This is a genomic window from Ruegeria sp. BI7, from assembly GCF_056537925.1.
Window position 1 is genome coordinate 1,468,780 of record NZ_JBQFSK010000001.1, and the last position, 14,958, is coordinate 1,483,737.

The 14,958-nt window shown below is 58.6% G+C and carries 16 protein-coding genes; 2 read left to right on the forward strand and 14 right to left on the reverse strand.

Annotated features, from left to right (window positions below; translation table 11 throughout):
- Nucleotides 1-47 precede the first annotated feature (47 nt).
- The 10 genes from ACR0JB_RS07360 to yajC form a co-directional block, all read right to left on the reverse strand.
- Entirely contained in the window at nucleotides 48-587 is a 540-nt protein-coding gene (locus ACR0JB_RS07360) for a DsbE family thiol:disulfide interchange protein (RefSeq protein ID WP_170349103.1), read from the reverse strand.
- Entirely contained in the window at nucleotides 580-738 is a 159-nt protein-coding gene (gene ccmD / locus ACR0JB_RS07365; RefSeq protein WP_170349104.1) for a heme exporter protein CcmD, read from the reverse strand. The genes ACR0JB_RS07360 and ccmD overlap by 8 nt, the downstream gene beginning before the upstream one ends.
- A complete protein-coding gene (locus tag ACR0JB_RS07370; RefSeq protein WP_170359058.1) occupies nucleotides 735-1,508 on the reverse strand; it encodes a heme ABC transporter permease in 774 nt (257 codons plus the stop codon). Before ACR0JB_RS07370 ends, ccmD begins: the two co-directional genes overlap by 4 nt.
- A gap of 61 nt (nucleotides 1,509-1,569) precedes the next feature.
- The gene (ccmB, locus tag ACR0JB_RS07375; protein ID WP_170349106.1) at nucleotides 1,570-2,226 is read right to left on the reverse strand and encodes a heme exporter protein CcmB; all 657 of its coding nucleotides are present in this window, start codon (nucleotides 2,224-2,226) and stop codon (nucleotides 1,570-1,572) included.
- Entirely contained in the window at nucleotides 2,223-2,837 is a 615-nt protein-coding gene (ccmA, locus tag ACR0JB_RS07380) for a heme ABC exporter ATP-binding protein CcmA (RefSeq protein WP_170359062.1), read from the reverse strand. Before ccmA ends, ccmB begins: the two co-directional genes overlap by 4 nt.
- A gap of 66 nt (nucleotides 2,838-2,903) precedes the next feature.
- A complete protein-coding gene (locus ACR0JB_RS07385) occupies nucleotides 2,904-3,257 on the reverse strand; it encodes an Mth938-like domain-containing protein (protein WP_170375855.1) in 354 nt (117 codons plus the stop codon).
- 9 nt (nucleotides 3,258-3,266) lie between these two features.
- Nucleotides 3,267-4,025 carry a sulfite exporter TauE/SafE family protein gene (locus ACR0JB_RS07390; RefSeq protein ID WP_254428447.1) on the reverse strand — a complete coding sequence of 253 codons (759 nt, stop codon included), beginning with the start codon at nucleotides 4,023-4,025 and terminating at the stop codon, nucleotides 3,267-3,269.
- The gene (gene secF / locus ACR0JB_RS07395; protein WP_170349109.1) at nucleotides 4,006-4,974 is read right to left on the reverse strand and encodes a protein translocase subunit SecF; all 969 of its coding nucleotides are present in this window, start codon (nucleotides 4,972-4,974) and stop codon (nucleotides 4,006-4,008) included. The genes ACR0JB_RS07390 and secF overlap by 20 nt, the downstream gene beginning before the upstream one ends.
- Before the next feature lies 1 nt (nucleotide 4,975).
- On the reverse strand, nucleotides 4,976-6,637 hold the full coding sequence (gene secD / locus ACR0JB_RS07400) for a protein translocase subunit SecD (protein ID WP_170349110.1): 1,662 nt from the start codon (nucleotides 6,635-6,637) through the stop codon (nucleotides 4,976-4,978).
- Nucleotides 6,638-6,670: 33 nt separating this feature from the next.
- Nucleotides 6,671-6,958 carry a preprotein translocase subunit YajC gene (gene yajC / locus ACR0JB_RS07405; RefSeq protein ID WP_058280646.1) on the reverse strand — a complete coding sequence of 96 codons (288 nt, stop codon included), beginning with the start codon at nucleotides 6,956-6,958 and terminating at the stop codon, nucleotides 6,671-6,673.
- A 201-nt stretch (nucleotides 6,959-7,159) separates the two neighbouring features.
- Here yajC and ACR0JB_RS07410 point away from each other — a divergent pair, with 201 nt between their 5' ends.
- Together ACR0JB_RS07410 and serS are read left to right on the forward strand one after the other, a co-directional pair.
- The gene (locus ACR0JB_RS07410) at nucleotides 7,160-8,824 is read left to right on the forward strand and encodes a mechanosensitive ion channel family protein (protein ID WP_170396251.1); all 1,665 of its coding nucleotides are present in this window, start codon (nucleotides 7,160-7,162) and stop codon (nucleotides 8,822-8,824) included.
- 71 nt (nucleotides 8,825-8,895) lie between these two features.
- Complete coding sequence (serS, locus tag ACR0JB_RS07415) at nucleotides 8,896-10,188, forward strand: serine--tRNA ligase (RefSeq protein WP_170396253.1); 1,293 nt, start codon at nucleotides 8,896-8,898, stop codon at nucleotides 10,186-10,188.
- A 58-nt stretch (nucleotides 10,189-10,246) separates the two neighbouring features.
- Here serS and ACR0JB_RS07420 read toward each other — a convergent pair whose 3' ends face one another.
- The 4 genes from ACR0JB_RS07420 to ACR0JB_RS07435 form a co-directional block, all read right to left on the reverse strand.
- Complete coding sequence (locus tag ACR0JB_RS07420; RefSeq protein ID WP_170396255.1) at nucleotides 10,247-10,861, reverse strand: helix-hairpin-helix domain-containing protein; 615 nt, start codon at nucleotides 10,859-10,861, stop codon at nucleotides 10,247-10,249.
- 96 nt (nucleotides 10,862-10,957) lie between these two features.
- Nucleotides 10,958-11,944, reverse strand: coding sequence for a fatty acid desaturase (locus ACR0JB_RS07425; RefSeq protein ID WP_170396257.1), 987 nt, complete (start codon nucleotides 11,942-11,944; stop codon nucleotides 10,958-10,960).
- 165 nt (nucleotides 11,945-12,109) lie between these two features.
- Complete coding sequence (der, locus tag ACR0JB_RS07430; protein WP_170396259.1) at nucleotides 12,110-13,573, reverse strand: ribosome biogenesis GTPase Der; 1,464 nt, start codon at nucleotides 13,571-13,573, stop codon at nucleotides 12,110-12,112.
- 48 nt (nucleotides 13,574-13,621) lie between these two features.
- Complete coding sequence (locus ACR0JB_RS07435) at nucleotides 13,622-14,944, reverse strand: PQQ-like beta-propeller repeat protein (RefSeq protein WP_480789781.1); 1,323 nt, start codon at nucleotides 14,942-14,944, stop codon at nucleotides 13,622-13,624.
- Nucleotides 14,945-14,958 lie beyond the last annotated feature (14 nt).

Here is a 14,958-nt window from a genome sequence, read left to right on the forward strand (position 1 = left end):
GATTGGACGCCTTTTTTCATTTCTCATTTGGTTAAACCATCGCGGCTTTAATTGCCTGCCGCTTTTTCCAACGCCGGACGGATCGTGCTTTCGATCACGCGCTGAGTTATCGGCCCGGCAAAGCGCAGGATGATCGTGCCCTCACCATCGATCACATAGGTCTCAGGTACGCCATAAACGCCCCAATCCAATCCCATACGCCCCTGTTCGTCCCGGCCGATTCCGGCATAGGGATCGCCCAGTTCGGTCAGGAAGGCTTCGGCGTTGGCCAGTTGATCCTTGTAATTGATGCCGTAAACGGGGATGCCCTCATCTGACAGGGCCTGCAGGTTGGGATGTTCAACCCGGCACGGCGCGCACCAGCTGGCCCAATAGTTGACCAGCTTGACCTCTCCGTCCCGCAGCGTGGCATCATCAAACCCTGTCTTGCCCGCGAATTCCGTCAGGACCACCGGCGGCGCGGGTTGGCCTTCGCGGGCCGACGGTAACGCGTTGGGGTCATCGCGGAACATGCCGATGCCCGCTAGAACGGCGAAAGCGCCAAAAATCAGCGGCGGCGCAATCATCAGGGGTGAGATTTTAGCCATTGCGCGTCATCCTTTGTTCGACCTTTTCCATCTCGGCCCGGACCTTGCGGCCACGTACGATGCTGAACACAATCAGCAGCGCCAGCAATCCGATCGAGGCTGCATAGGACCAGAGAACCGTATCGGCATATTTTCCGAGATCAGGGATCATCCGCTTACCCTTTCCCGCGCCAACAGCGCCTTGACCCGGCGCGCGCGAATTTCCGTACCCGTGCGGTACAAAACAAGAGCAATGAACAGCAGTACAAACCCGATGATGCACAGCAAAAGTGGGTAGAAATAAATATTGCTGACCTTCTCTTCGGTATCCGCCCCGGTCACGGCGGCGGCCCGCATCACGGATGCGCCTTGATGCAGCCCCTGATTCCAAAAATTCACGGCATAGCGGCTGAGCAGCGCAAAGACAGACCCGACCAGACACAGGACCGAGGTCAGATCGGCCGCCGTATCAGGGTCTTCGATAGCTTCCCACAGTGCGACATAGCCCAGATAGAACAGGAACAGGATCAGGAACGAGGTCAGGCGCGGATCCCAGGCCCACCAGGTGCCCCACATTGGCTGCCCCCAGATCGCCCCGGTCGCCAGCGCGATCAGGGTCATCACAATACCCACAGGGGCCGCTGCACGCGCCGCCAGCGCGCTGACATGGTGGCGCCGCACAAGCCACACCAGCGAGGTCGCCAGCATCATCAGCCAGCAATTGATTGCCATCAGCGCAGCAGGCACATGCAGATAGATAATCTTGACCGTCGATCCCTGCTTGTAGTCATCCGGTGTGAAGAAGAACCCCCACACCAGCCCTACCACGATGCAGGCAAGCGATGATGCCCAGAAAAACGGCATCACCCGTTCACTGGTGGCAAGGAACTTGCGCGGATTGGCGTATTCCCAGAGGGCGTTGGCTTTGGCTGCGATAGACATGGGCCTTATCTAGTCCGAGTCGGGTTCGTTCTCAATTGACATCAGTCAAAGTTTGACCACGTCAGCGAAGGTTAATGCGCAGCACCGCTGCGCTGGCAAAGGGCAAAAGGGCGATTGTCGCGGCGGTGATCCCCGCTAGCATCAACAGCGGGGTCTGGGTTTCCATCCCCGTCGCCCCACGGCGCGCGACTTCGGCCCCAAAGATCAGGGTCGGCACGTACAGCGGCAGGACCAGCAGGGATAGCAGCAATCCGCCACGTTTCAGGCCCACGGTCAGGGCCGCGCCAAAAGTGCCGATGACACTCATTGCCGGGGTGCCGATCAACAGCGATACGACCAGCCAGAAAAACCCCGGCACCGGCAGGTTCAGCAACACGCCCAAAAACGGAGCGGCCAGAACCAGTGGCAGGCCAGTGGTTAGCCAATGGGCCAGCGCCTTGATGGTCACTACCGCTTCCAACGGCAGCGGCGCGGTGGCCAATAGGTCCAGCGAGCCGTCCTCCCAATCCAGTGCAAGCAGGCGGTCCAGCGACAACAGGCAAGCCAGCAGCGCGCCCAGCCACAGAACACCCGGCGCGATGGTCGACAGCAGCGAGGATTGCGGCCCTACTGAAAATGGCACCAAAACGGTCACGATCAGAAAAAACGCCAGACCGAGACCAAACCCCCCGCCCGCGCGGAAGGCCAGTTTCAGGTCACGCAGCAACAGGGCGATCACAGGAAGCCTCCGTCGAAATCTTCGATGGGTTTGGGTTTCGCCTTGTTGCGGCCGACATCCAGAACTTCTCCGTCCAGGCCAAGGTCAATATGAGTGGCGATCAGGGCCGAACCGCCCTGCCCCAAATGCGCGCGAACGGCATCAGCGAACATCTGCACTGCATTACGGTCCAGTGATACGGTGGGCTCATCCAGCATCCAGATTGGCCGCCCCGTGACCAGCATGCGCGCCAGACCCAACCGCCGTTTTTGCCCGGCCGACAGGTTACCAGCATGACGATCAGACAATTCGTTCAGCGCAAAGGCGTCTAGCGCGGGCTGAATTTCATAAGTGCCAAAGACCGAGGCCCAAAAGGTCAGATTCTCAACCACCGTCAATGTCGGCTTCAACCCGTCGGAATGCGAGGCATATGCGATCTGATCCTCAGCCCCGTCAATCTGCCCCGCCAGCGGCGGCTGCAATCCGGCCAGTGTGCGCAGCAAGGTCGTCTTACCGATCCCGTTCGGCCCGCGCAGAATCAACGCCTTGCCCGGCGGCAGAGCAAAGCTCAGCCCTTCAAGCACAGGAACGCCGCCACGGGCGATGGCCAGATCGGTCACAGTCAGTGTCATGGGTCCCGCTTATCTCATTGCCGTCAGGCGCAAAAGGTGAGATTTGACGCAGGCCCTGCCGACAGATCAGACCGGCAATAAGGCCAGCGCAACGCGCCGCCCTTCGGACAACAGCACGTTATACGTGCGGCACGCAGCCGGAGAGTTCATGATCTCAACTCCGATCCCGGCATTTTCCAGGGCCGTGCGCAGATCAGCAGGAATGTGATTCAGTTCAGCCCCGGTGCCAATGAACAAAACGTCCACGGTATCGGAAAGTTCCAGCAGCGGCGCGTTGTCCTCATACCCGTCCCAGGTCGTGGTTCCGGCGGGGCCTGTCAGAACGGCTCCCTCATATACCTGCCCACCGATCCGAAAAAAGCCCGGGCCATACCCATCAACCGGGACCGCATTGGTATAGGAAATCTCATTCAGGCGCATGGCCGTGTTCTAGCCCCAAAGCGGTAGGCCCGACAAGGCCGCAACCGCAATCGCCAGGTAAGCCGCAGCGCGATACAGCTTTTCATACGCGGGCCGGAACAACCAACCGCCCAGCCAGTTGCCCAGCAAATTGGGCACGGCCAATGCAAGGCCTAATGCCGCCGCCGCCCAAGTGATCCGCTCCATCCCGGTCAGGAACCCAAGGAGGAGGAAATCGAACCCGAACAGGAACAATAAAATCGTGGCGCGGATCACTTCGACCGGTATGGGGCGCGACATGTAAAACAGGATTACCGCCGGGCCGGGCAAGCCCGCCACGCCGCCCAGAAACCCGGCCGCTGCACCTATTCCCGCAACCATCCCCCGACCAACATGGCCGTGATACCGCAAGCCAAGGATCAGCACGGCCAGCATAAACAGCGCCAGCAGACTGACGGCATAGCGGAAAACCTCGGGTTCAACCTTGGTCAGCACCCATAACCCTACAGGAAGCAACAGCGCACAGCCCACCAACAGCCGCAACAGATCCTTGCGATGCACAACATGCCAAGCGCGACGCAGGTTCGGCAATGGGCCGAAGATGTCCATTATGGTCAGGCCGATGATGGCTCCGAATGGACCAAGGAAGGGTGTGGAAAGAGGAAGGAAAATCAGTGCGGTGCCGAATCCGGAAAACCCGCGAACAACGCCGCCGAGGAAAGCCGCAAAAATGATAACGGCCAGCCCCATTGGGGACTGGCCGAATATATCAGGCGTCGATGTTGGCAAACTGATTGCCCGCCGTATTGGACGGCTTGGACCAGTCGCGTTTGACCCCCAGCCACAGCAGGATGGTCGAAGCCACAAAGACCGAAGAATAGGTTCCCACGATCACGCCCCAGATCATCGCAAAGACGAAACCACGGATCACATCCCCGCCCAGCACATAAAGCGAGATCAGCGCCAGCAGCGTGGTCACCGAGGTCATCACCGTCCGGCTGAGCGTTTCGTTGATCGAGATGTTCAGAACCTCTTTGAGATCTTTCTTCTTGTACTTCCGCAGGTTCTCACGCACACGGTCGAACACGACCACAGTGTCATTCAGCGAATAACCCACGATGGTCAGAAGCGCCGCGATAATGGCCAGATCGAACCGAATTTGTAGCTCTGAAAAGATGCCGATGGTCAGGATCACATCGTGCACCAGCGCCGCAACTGCCCCCAGCGCAAACTGCCATTCGAAGCGCAGCCAGATATAGACCAGCACCGCCCCGATGGCCAAAACCACAGCGATTACAGCCGTCTGGATCAACTCGCCTGAAACTTTGGGTCCTACGGATTCAACGGATACAAATTCAATATCCGGCGCTGCCACCTTCAGCGCCTCTTCCACGGCGGTAACCGTCGCGGCCGAGACGGCCTCGGCATCTGCTTGCGCCTGAATGCGGATCATGGCGACGTTTTCATCCGGCCCAAAGGTAGGGTCGAAAATCTCGGTGATGCTCACGTCGCCCAGCTCCAGCGGAGAGATCGCGTCGCGATAGGCGCCGACGTCGATTTCCTGTGCGGATTGGGTCCGGATCGTGGTCCCGCCACGGAAATCGATACCGAAGTTCAGCCCTTGCAGCATGAAAGACGTAAACGCCACGACCATCATCAGGGCCGAGATACCCAGCCAGACCTTCCAGCGGCTGAAGAAATCGAACGAGGTGTTCTGGGGTACGAGTTTCAGTCTCATGTCAAACCTCGATCATTTTCGGACGACGGCGTTCGAACCACATCACGATCATCAAACGCGTCACGAAGATCGCGGTAAAGACCGAAGTCAGAATACCCAGGCCCAGCGTAATCGCGAACCCGCGCACCGGCCCGCTGCCCATGGCAAACAGAATCACGGCGGTGATGAAAGTGGTAACGTTTGCGTCCAGAATAGCCGACAGGGCTTTTTCATAACCCAGCTCAATGGCACGCGCCGGGCCTCTGGCGGATTTCAGTTCTTCGCGGATACGCTCAAAAATCAGCACGTTGGCGTCCACCGCCATACCGACCGTCAGGACAATCCCCGCAATACCCGGCAGGGTCAGCGTGGCCCCGATCAGCGACAGCAGGCCGAACAGCAGCCCGACGTTGATGATCAGCGCAATGTTGGCAAACACGCCAAACAAACCATAGCTAAGCGCCATGAAGGTCAGCACCGCGACAAAGGCCACGATGGTTGCCACCTTACCGGCATCGATGCTGTCTTGCCCCAGCTCGGGACCGATAGTGCGTTCTTCAAGGAACTCCAGCCCCGCAGGCAATGCACCCGCTCGCAACAGGACCGCCAGATTGGTGCTTTCTTCAACGGTGAAGTTACCGGTGATGATACCCGACCCGCCCGGAATATGGCTTTGGATCACCGGGGCCGAGATCACCTCGTCATCCAATACAATCGCAAAGGGCGCGCCGATGTTTTCCAGCGTGTAGTCGCCAAACTTGCGTGCGCCGGACGTGTTGAACCGGAAACTGACTGCCGGGCGACCGTTCTGGTCGAACGAGGGCTGCGCGTCGACCAGTTCCTCACCCGTCACAACCGGGGCGGATTCAATGATGTAATAAACGCCATCTTCGTCAATGGACGGGACGACCTCTTGCCCTATCCCCGGAACAGCGTCCGGGTCGGTGCCGCGACTGACGACCGAGTTGAAAGTCAGTTGAGCGGTGGTGCCGATGATCTCTTTCAGTTCACCTGCACTGCCAATGCCCGGCACCTGAATCAGGATACGGTCTGCACCCTGACGCTGAATTGTGGGCTCTCGCGTACCGACCTCGTCAATCCGGCGGCGGATGATTTCCAGAGCCTGCCGCACGGTGCGATCGTCCGAGGCCAGCTTTTCGGCCTCAGACAACTGCACGACGATGGTGTCACCATCGGCGCGGGCTTCAATATCGGTAGCCCCCACTCCGGTCAGCGTCTGCACCTGACGGGCCAGACCGCGCACAACCTCCAGCGCGCGGGACATGCCCTCGGGCTGGCTGATGCGAACGCGAATCTCATCCGGTGCCGAATCCTGCCGGCGGATCGTACCAACAGTCGCGCGTTCATCGCGTAGCGCGTCTCGGATTTCCGGCCACATCGCCTCCATCCGGGATTCGTAAACATCTTCGACCTTCACTTCGGCCAGCAGATGCGCACCACCCCGCAGATCAAGACCCAGATTGACCAGCGACGACGGCAACCAGCTGGGCCATTGTGCGGCCTGGGCCTGCATCTCGGGGGTGTCGATGCCAAGCTCAATCGCGGCTTTGGCATCGTTGGATTGCTCGACGCGCGTGTAAAACGCATTCGGCAGGGCCATCAGCAGGCCGATCACACAGACCGACCAGATCAGAACCCGCTTCCAGGTATTAATTTGCAGCATTACCCTGCCTTTTCAAGGAATTGTCGCGCGAAGTTACTTCGCCGGTTCGGTCTTGTTCAGAACCTGCGCAATAGTCGACTTGACCACACGAACCTTGACGTTTTCGGCCAGTTCAACCTCGACTTCGTTCTCGCCTTCCTTGACTTTCGACACTTTGCCGATCAGGCCGCCCTGGGTGACAACTTGATCGCCCCGGCGCACGGCCTCGACCATGGCCTGATGTTGCTTCATCTTCTTCTGCTGCGGACGGATCAGCAGGAAATACATGATCGCGAAGATCAGGATCAGCGGGAGAAACTGGGCGAATGCGCCACCTTCCATGGGATATTCCTTTTGCTTTGGATTGCGGCACGGTTCCGCAAATTTGGCGGGAACCTATGCCCTGAGATGCGCCTTTGCAAGCAAAGGCGGTGCTGTGACCCACCTGAACCTGATCCCAACGCATGAACTCGCGTCAAAGCGTTGCAGATATGTCCTAGCCAGAGGCCTGAACTCAGCTATAGTCAAACCTGAGGAGGGACAATGACAGCTCGTTACAAACCATTCCAATCGTTGACGCTTTTGCTGTCATTGCTGGCCTTGATTTTGTTTCTTGCAGCACCGCTTGGGGCACAGGAAACGCCCGCCGATATCGTTGAACCAGAGGCCGAGGAAACAGACAGTTTCAAAGCCCCCGTCATCGTGGACGGCGATATGCTGTTCTTCCTGCGCGGCTCTAGCGCCCTGCCCGCGCCGGAACGGGCGGAAAGTGTCCAGAACAAGATCATCGAGGTTGCCGAGGCCTCAGAAGACCCCTCGGTCGACATTTCATTCGAAGAGACCGAGCTTGGCATCCGAATTCGCGCGGATGGTGTGATCGTGTCCATTGTGACCGTGGCAGATGCTGATCTGGACCAGATGGAGCTGGATGTTCTCAGCTTCCTACACGGTCAGGCCATCGAAGAAGCCATCCTTGGCTATCGGGCTAATCGCACGGAACAGGCCCGCGTATCCGGCGCGATCGAAGCCGCCGCGTGGACCCTTGGGTTTGCCGTTTTCATCGTTGCGATCCTGTGGATGCATCGCAGGATCAGGCGGCGCACGCTAAAATTTGTCAAACGCCACTTGCGGGATGTGGAAACCGCCACTGCCAAAAGTGTTCAGGCCGAGGCGATTGCCGCACTGGTCAGGTATGGTCTGAATTTCGTTCTGCTCATTATCTTTTTCCTGGGCTTCTACTACTACCTGTCCTTTGTTCTGCTCGCCTTTGCCGAAACCCGCTATTTTGCGCAATTACTACTGACCTACCTGACCGAACCGGTTCTGCTGATCTTCAAAGGCATTCTCTCTTACATCCCCAACATGATCATGCTGGCCCTGATCACCTGGGTCACGATGTACATCATCAAGGGCATGCGCGTGTTCTTTGATGCCGTTGAGGCCGGGTCGTTCGATATGGGAGATTTCGAGAAGCACTGGGTCAACCCGACCTTCAATATCGCCCGCGTCGTCGTCATCCTCATCGCGCTGGTTTTCGCCGTTCCTTACATTCCGGGGTCGGACTCGGCCGCGTTTCAGGGCCTGACCATATTGGTTGGCGCTATGCTATCGCTGGGGGCGAATTCGGTCGTGTCCAACATGCTGGCTGGATTATTCGTTATCTACCGCCGCTCAACCTCGATCGGGGACCGTATTCAGATCGGTGACCACATTGGCGATGTGGTGCAGATCAAGCTAATGGAAACCCACCTGAAATCCATCAAGAATGAGTTGATATCGATTCCCAATGCGCAATTGATGAATTCGGATGTCGTGAATTTTTCAAAGAAAACAGATGGTAGTGGGCTTTTACTGCACACCACAGTCGGCATCGGATACGAGGAGCCACCTGAGAAGGTCGAGGCCATGCTGATCGAAGCCGCCAAGCGCACCAAGGGGATCAAAACCAAGCCCGAGCCGTTCGTGTTGTGGACTGCACTGGCCGACTACGCGATAAATTATCAGATCAATGGCTATACGACGCGGGGCAGTATCATCCCCAAAATCCGCTCGGATCTGCACCGCAACATCGTTGCAGTGTTCAACGAAAACAACGTGCAGATCATGACGCCGTCTTACATGGCCGATCCGCCCGAACCGAAGATACCCGCCGAAAAATGGGACGGGCATCTGGCGCATGAAACACACGAGGACACCGATAAGTCGTAACCGGTGCTACACCCTGCCTTTCAGATGGTGCATAAGCGATCCTAGTGATTCACGCATTAAGGATCTGAACCATGCACGACATCCGCGCCATTCGCGAAAACCCTGACGCCTTCGACGCCGCCCTGGCGCGCCGTGGGGATGCGCCGGTGTCGTCAGATGTGCTGCGGCTGGACGAAAGCCGCCGGGCCAAGATTCTGGCCGCCGAAACCGCTCAGGCGGAGCAGAACAAGGCCAGCAAAGAGGTCGGTGCCGCCAAAGCGCGCGGGGACGAGGATGAATTCCAGCGTCTGCGCGCATTGGTATCTGAGAAAAAGACCGAAATCGCCCGCATGCAGAACGAGGCCAAGGATCTGGACGCGCTGCTAACCGACCAACTGGCACGCATCGCCAACCTGCCCGCCGAGGATGTGCCGCAAGGTGCGGATGAGAACGACAATGTCGAGGTGAACCGTTGGGGCACCCCGCGCGAACTCGATTTTGCTCCGAAAGAACACTTCGACATTCCCGCCGTCGCCGCTGCGATGGACTTTGAAACCGCCGCCAAGACCAGCGGCAGCCGTTTTGTAAACCTGTCGAAGGGTGTCGCGCGTATCCACCGTGCGCTGGCCCAGTTCATGCTGGACACCCATATCGACAAGAACGGCCTGACCGAGATGCAGACTCCGGTTCTGGTCCGCGATGAGGCGATGTACGGCACTGATAAACTGCCGAAATTCGGCGATGACAGCTATCAGACCACCAATGGCTGGTGGCTGATCCCCACATCCGAAGTGACGCTGACCTATTCAGTGGCCGGTGACATTCTGGACGAAGCCGCCCTGCCCATCCGCATGACCGCCCACACGGCCTGTTTCCGGTCCGAGGCGGGCAGCGCGGGCAAGGACACCGCAGGCATGCTGCGCCAGCACCAGTTTGAAAAGGTCGAAATGGTCTCGATCACACATCCCGACAAGTCGGATGAGGAACAGAAACGCATGCTGCGCTGTGCCGAGGACCTGTTGGAGCAGATGGGCATCCCCTACCGCACCGTCGTTCTGTGTACAGGCGACATGGGTTTTGGCGCGCGCCGCACCTTTGATATCGAGGCTTGGCTGCCCGGGCAGGACACGTACCGTGAGATCAGCTCGGTCTCGACCACCGGTGCTTTCCAAGCCCGCCGCATGAACGCACGTTTCCGCCCCGAAGGTGGCGGTAAGCCGGAATATGTCCACACCCTGAACGGTTCTGGGTTGGCGGTTGGACGCTGCCTGATTGCGGTTCTGGAAAATGGACAGAACGAGGATGGCACCGTGACCCTGCCCGAAGTGCTGGCGCCATACCTGGGCGGCAAACGAACACTGCAGCTGGACGGCACGCTGGCATAAAAAAACCGGCACCCGCGTTGCGTTGTGCCGGTCTTGCAGAACGTAGGGCGAAGGAGGATTACTTCTTCGCCTTTTTCTTACCCTTCTTCTTTTTGTCTTTCTTGGACTGATTTTTTTTCTTGCCGTTCTTCTTGGACTGATCTTTTTTCTTACCGTCCTTCTTGGACTTTTTGTCCTTCTTGGCCTTGGCCTTCACCTTGTCCTTGGCCTTTGAGATCGCCGCCTCCATTTCTTGCAGCTTTTTGGCGGCCTTTTCGGCCTTGGCCTTGGCTTTCGCCTTCTTGCGCGCCTTGGCTTCCGCGGCGGCTTTTTCCTCGGCAGCTTTGCGCGCGGCCTCTTCGGCACGTTTCTCGGCAGCGGCGGCTGCAACGGTTTTCCGGGCGGCGGGCCTGCGCGTCACAGGTTTGCGCGCGGGCGCGCGTCTGGCAGTCTTGGCCGCAGTTGGCTTTTTGGCTGCAGGTTTTGCCGCAGCCGCTTTCGCTGCGGGCTTGGTTGCAATCGCCTCTTTCGCCGCGGCGATCAACAGAGGCGCGCTAGAGGCACCAATTCGGGGAACCTTGACCAGGTCGGCAGGGTTGGCTTTGGCAAGGGCTTCAGCGGTTTTGTACCCATTGGCGATCAGCGCCTGCCCAAGCGCCTTTCCTACACCCTTAACGTCGGTCACTGCGGTCATTACTAAGCCTTCCTTTCTCTCCCTACATTTTCAATTAAATGCACACTGGGCACAGACGCCTGCTAATCGGCGAGCAGTTTCGGCGACGTCTTTGCGTCAACTGCCGTGAGCCAGAGTGCCGGTTCTATCCTCTTTGGGGAATGGCACGAGACGCTTGGCATCTTCGTCCCAGAGTTTCAAATTCAGCGCCGCCACCGCCTCGGGGAACTTGATCCGACGCGGGGTGAATTCAGGCGGCAGGTTATAGTGGCACGCCCGCAGCCGATAGGATGGAATACGGGCGTTGAAATGGTGGATGTCGTGCAGCGTGATACACGCCACCGCATTGTCGAACCACCAACCAAAATCCAAAGCAGAAGACCCCTGCAAGGCTGCCAATTGCGGATCAAGGTCCGGACGGCGGTCCCAATACGTATCTTCGAAATTATGCTGCAGGTAGACCAAGAACACACCCAGCATCCCCCCCAGCAACGAGAACACCAGCCAGACCAGAATACCGGTCGTGCCCGCGATCAGATAAAGCAGCCCCAGGAAGATCACGATCGACAGATTGTGCAGCAGAACTCCGGTCACACCAAACCGTACCGTGTTTTTGGGCCAGCGGTAGCGAATGAAATAGGTGAAAAGCGCACCAACCGGAACCAGAACGAACGGGTTGCGGTAAAGCCGGTAGAACAATCGCTTCTTCCAGTCTGCAGCGTTCCATTCCCGCAGGGTCATGGTGTGGATTTCACCCGTTTCGCGGTGTTCCAGATTACCGATCCCCGAATGGTGCAGGTTGTGGTTCTGCTTCATCACTTCGAATGGCGCAAAAGTGAAGGGCGACAAACCGTGCCCGGCCCATTCATTCTGTTCGCGGGTCTCAAACAGAGAATGGTGGCCGCAATCATGTTGCAAAACGTAAAGACGCACAGCTGAAAAGGCGAACACGATCCCAGCAGGGATCATGATGTACCAGCGGTCGACAAAGATAATTGCCAGCGTCAGCGACGCGAAATAAACGGCGAAGGTCCCAAAATAGCTTAGCGCGGCCAGCCGATTGTCCTGTACCGCATATTGTCGCGTATATTCCCGCAAATTCATTCAGCCTGTCCCCACGTTTGGCCCAATTAGTATCACCACGAAACTATTTGCGTTTTGCTTGTAATCAAGCAGCGCGCACAAAAAACAGATGCACACAGGCGAATGCTAGCCTGCGGCAGCGGGACTGTCACGCCTTTCAGCCGAAAGTGCTGAAAATTGGCGCAGTTACGCGCGACCTTTGAGATGTTTGGCCAGAGCGCCCGCGTTTTTCTTGCGTCGCCCCTTATAGGGATTTTTGTCACCCTGCCCACGCAATGTCAGGCGGATAGGCGACCCGGGCATATCGAAATCCTCGCGCAGGCCATTCACCAAATAGCGGGTGTAGCTGTCTGGCATCTTGTCGGGATGTGAACACATCACCACAAACCCAGGGGGACGGGTCTTGGCCTGAGTCATATAGCGCAGCTTGATCCGGCGGCCCTGCGGCGCTGGCGGCGGGTGCTGCTCCAGCATGGCCGTCAGCCAGCGGTTCAGTGCTGCTGTGGGTACACGACGGTTCCAAACGTCATGCGCACGCAGGATGGCAGCGCGCAGACGTTCCAGCCCCCGACCAGTCTTGGCAGATACGGTGATCAGCGGTGCGCCACGCAATTGCGGCAACAGACGATCAAAGGACTCTTTCAGATCGCGCAGCTTTTCCTGCTTGTTCTCTTCGATATCCCATTTGTTAACGGCGACAACGACGGCGCGGCCTTCGCGCTCGGCCAAATCAGCGATGCGCAGGTCCTGCTGTTCAAACGGAATGGCTGCGTCCAACAACACCACCACGACCTCGGCAAATTTTACGGCGCGCAGACCGTCGGACACAGAAAGCTTTTCCAGCTTTTCCTGCACCTTAGCCTTCTTGCGCATGCCCGCCGTGTCGAAAATCCGCATCGGGGTGCTGTCGCCATCGGGATCGGCCCAGTCAATCCGCAGGCTGATCGCATCGCGGGTGATACCAGCCTCGGGGCCGGTCAACAGGCGGTCTTCGCCGATGATCTTGTTGATCAGTGTGGACTTTCCGGCATTTGGCCGCCCGACTACCGCAACCTGCAGCGGCTTGGCGGCTGTGATCAGCGGCGCCTCGCCCTCGCCGTCTTCGTCCAGTTCGATATCGGTTTGCGGGGCATCATCCTCGGCCTTCTCAGCCGCGGCATCTGCCAGCGGCATGAGTTGCGCATAAAGGTCTGTCATCCCCTCGCCATGTTCGCCCGACAAGCGCACGGGCTCACCCAGACCCAGATTATACGCCTCAAGCACACCCGCATCCGCCGCACTTCCTTCGGCCTTGTTGGCGGCAAGGATCACATGTTTCGAGCGTTTGCGCAGGATCTCGGCGAACATCTCGTCCGTTGGGGTTAACCCCACCCGCGCGTCGATCATAAACAGGCAGACATCGGCCATATCCACCGCGCGCTCGGTCAGGCGACGCATCCGTCCCTGCAGGCTGTCATCGGTCGCGTCCTCAAGACCCGCTGTGTCGATCACGGTAAAGCGCAGATCGCCCAGACGCCCTTCGCCCTCGCGCAGGTCGCGCGTCACGCCGGGCTGGTCGTCGACCAGGGCCAAGCGTTTGCCCACAAGGCGGTTGAACAGAGTGGATTTGCCCACATTCGGGCGCCCCACGATGGCGAGGGTCAGCGACATGATACTCAACTTTCAAGACTCAGACGCGCCCTTTAGCGCATCTTGCGATCAACGGAAAGCGTGTAGATCACCTTTGGTCGAAACGACATACAACGTCTGCCCGGCCACTACCGGGGCCGTGGTGGCGCCGCCGGGAACCTTGACGCTGTTGACCAGCGTGCCGTCGACCGGGTTAAAGAACCGCAGAAAACCGTCATTCGACGCGACAACGATGCGCCCACCGGCCAGGATCGGGCCATAGTGCGCAACGATTGGACCACGGCGTTTGGGCTTGTCCTTGACAAAACCGGGCAAATCCTGCGCCCAGATGATTGAACCATCTGCTCTGTTCAGCCGGACCAACTGACTGCGGTCACTGATCAGAAACAGGCTATCACCCGCAGGCCATGCCGTATCCACAGCCCCCTCATCCGCCGTCCAAATCCGCTCGCCCGAGGTGGCGCTAAACGCCACGGTGCGGCCCGAGTGATTGCCGATATAGATCGTATCGCCCACCACCATTGGTCCGCCGGTCACATCCACGATCTGTGCGGCCGCACGTCCCCGGCGCCCACCCGCGACCGAAGCGTTCCAGCGCCCGATCCCCCCCTTGCGGAAAGACGCGGAAATATCGCCCGAACCAAAGGCAAAGACGGCAAACTCCTGTGCAATCACAGGGGCCGGAGCCCCCAGAACATTGCCCACGCTTGGCGTACCCTGAACTTGCCACGCGATGCGGCCGTCCTTGGTGTTCACGGCCCAGCCGGTTTCATCACCTGCTACCAGATACAACAAACCATCATTGACCAAAGGTGCGCCGTTTCCTGGGGCATTCAGGCGTTTTTGCCATTTGATCGCCCCAGTTTTCGCATCCAACGCCGTCAGACGCCCAAACCCGGACGACACGTAAAGCACACCATTGGCATAGGCCAATCCGCCGCCGGTCGCGTCCGCGTCGCCATCATTGACCGGGATAAGATTCTTGCTCCAGGCCACCTGTCCCTGCGGTGTAACCGCGGAAACGGTCGCGCCTGCATCCAGCGTATAAATCAGGCCACCGGCCACAACAGGTTCTGCGGTGATGCGACGCTTGCGTGAATCCCCATCCCCGATCGAGGTCGACCACACACGCTGAGGCGTCGCGCGCAGTGCCGCGTTGCCGGTGCGAAATGCGGGCGTCCCGGCGCTTTGCGACCAATTGGCGTTGGCTTTTTGCGCAGGCAGGCTGATCGGTTTCGAACCCTGGGTTACCAAAGTCACGTTGTCAGAGGTGGGCCGAATGTCTTCACGGGCACCTGGCAGGATGACCTCGGGTTCCTCACATGCGGCAAGAACACTCAGCGATAGGGCCGCAGCCGTCAATCCAATGCGGGAGAAAAGACTTGTCACCATGATACTCCGAACTC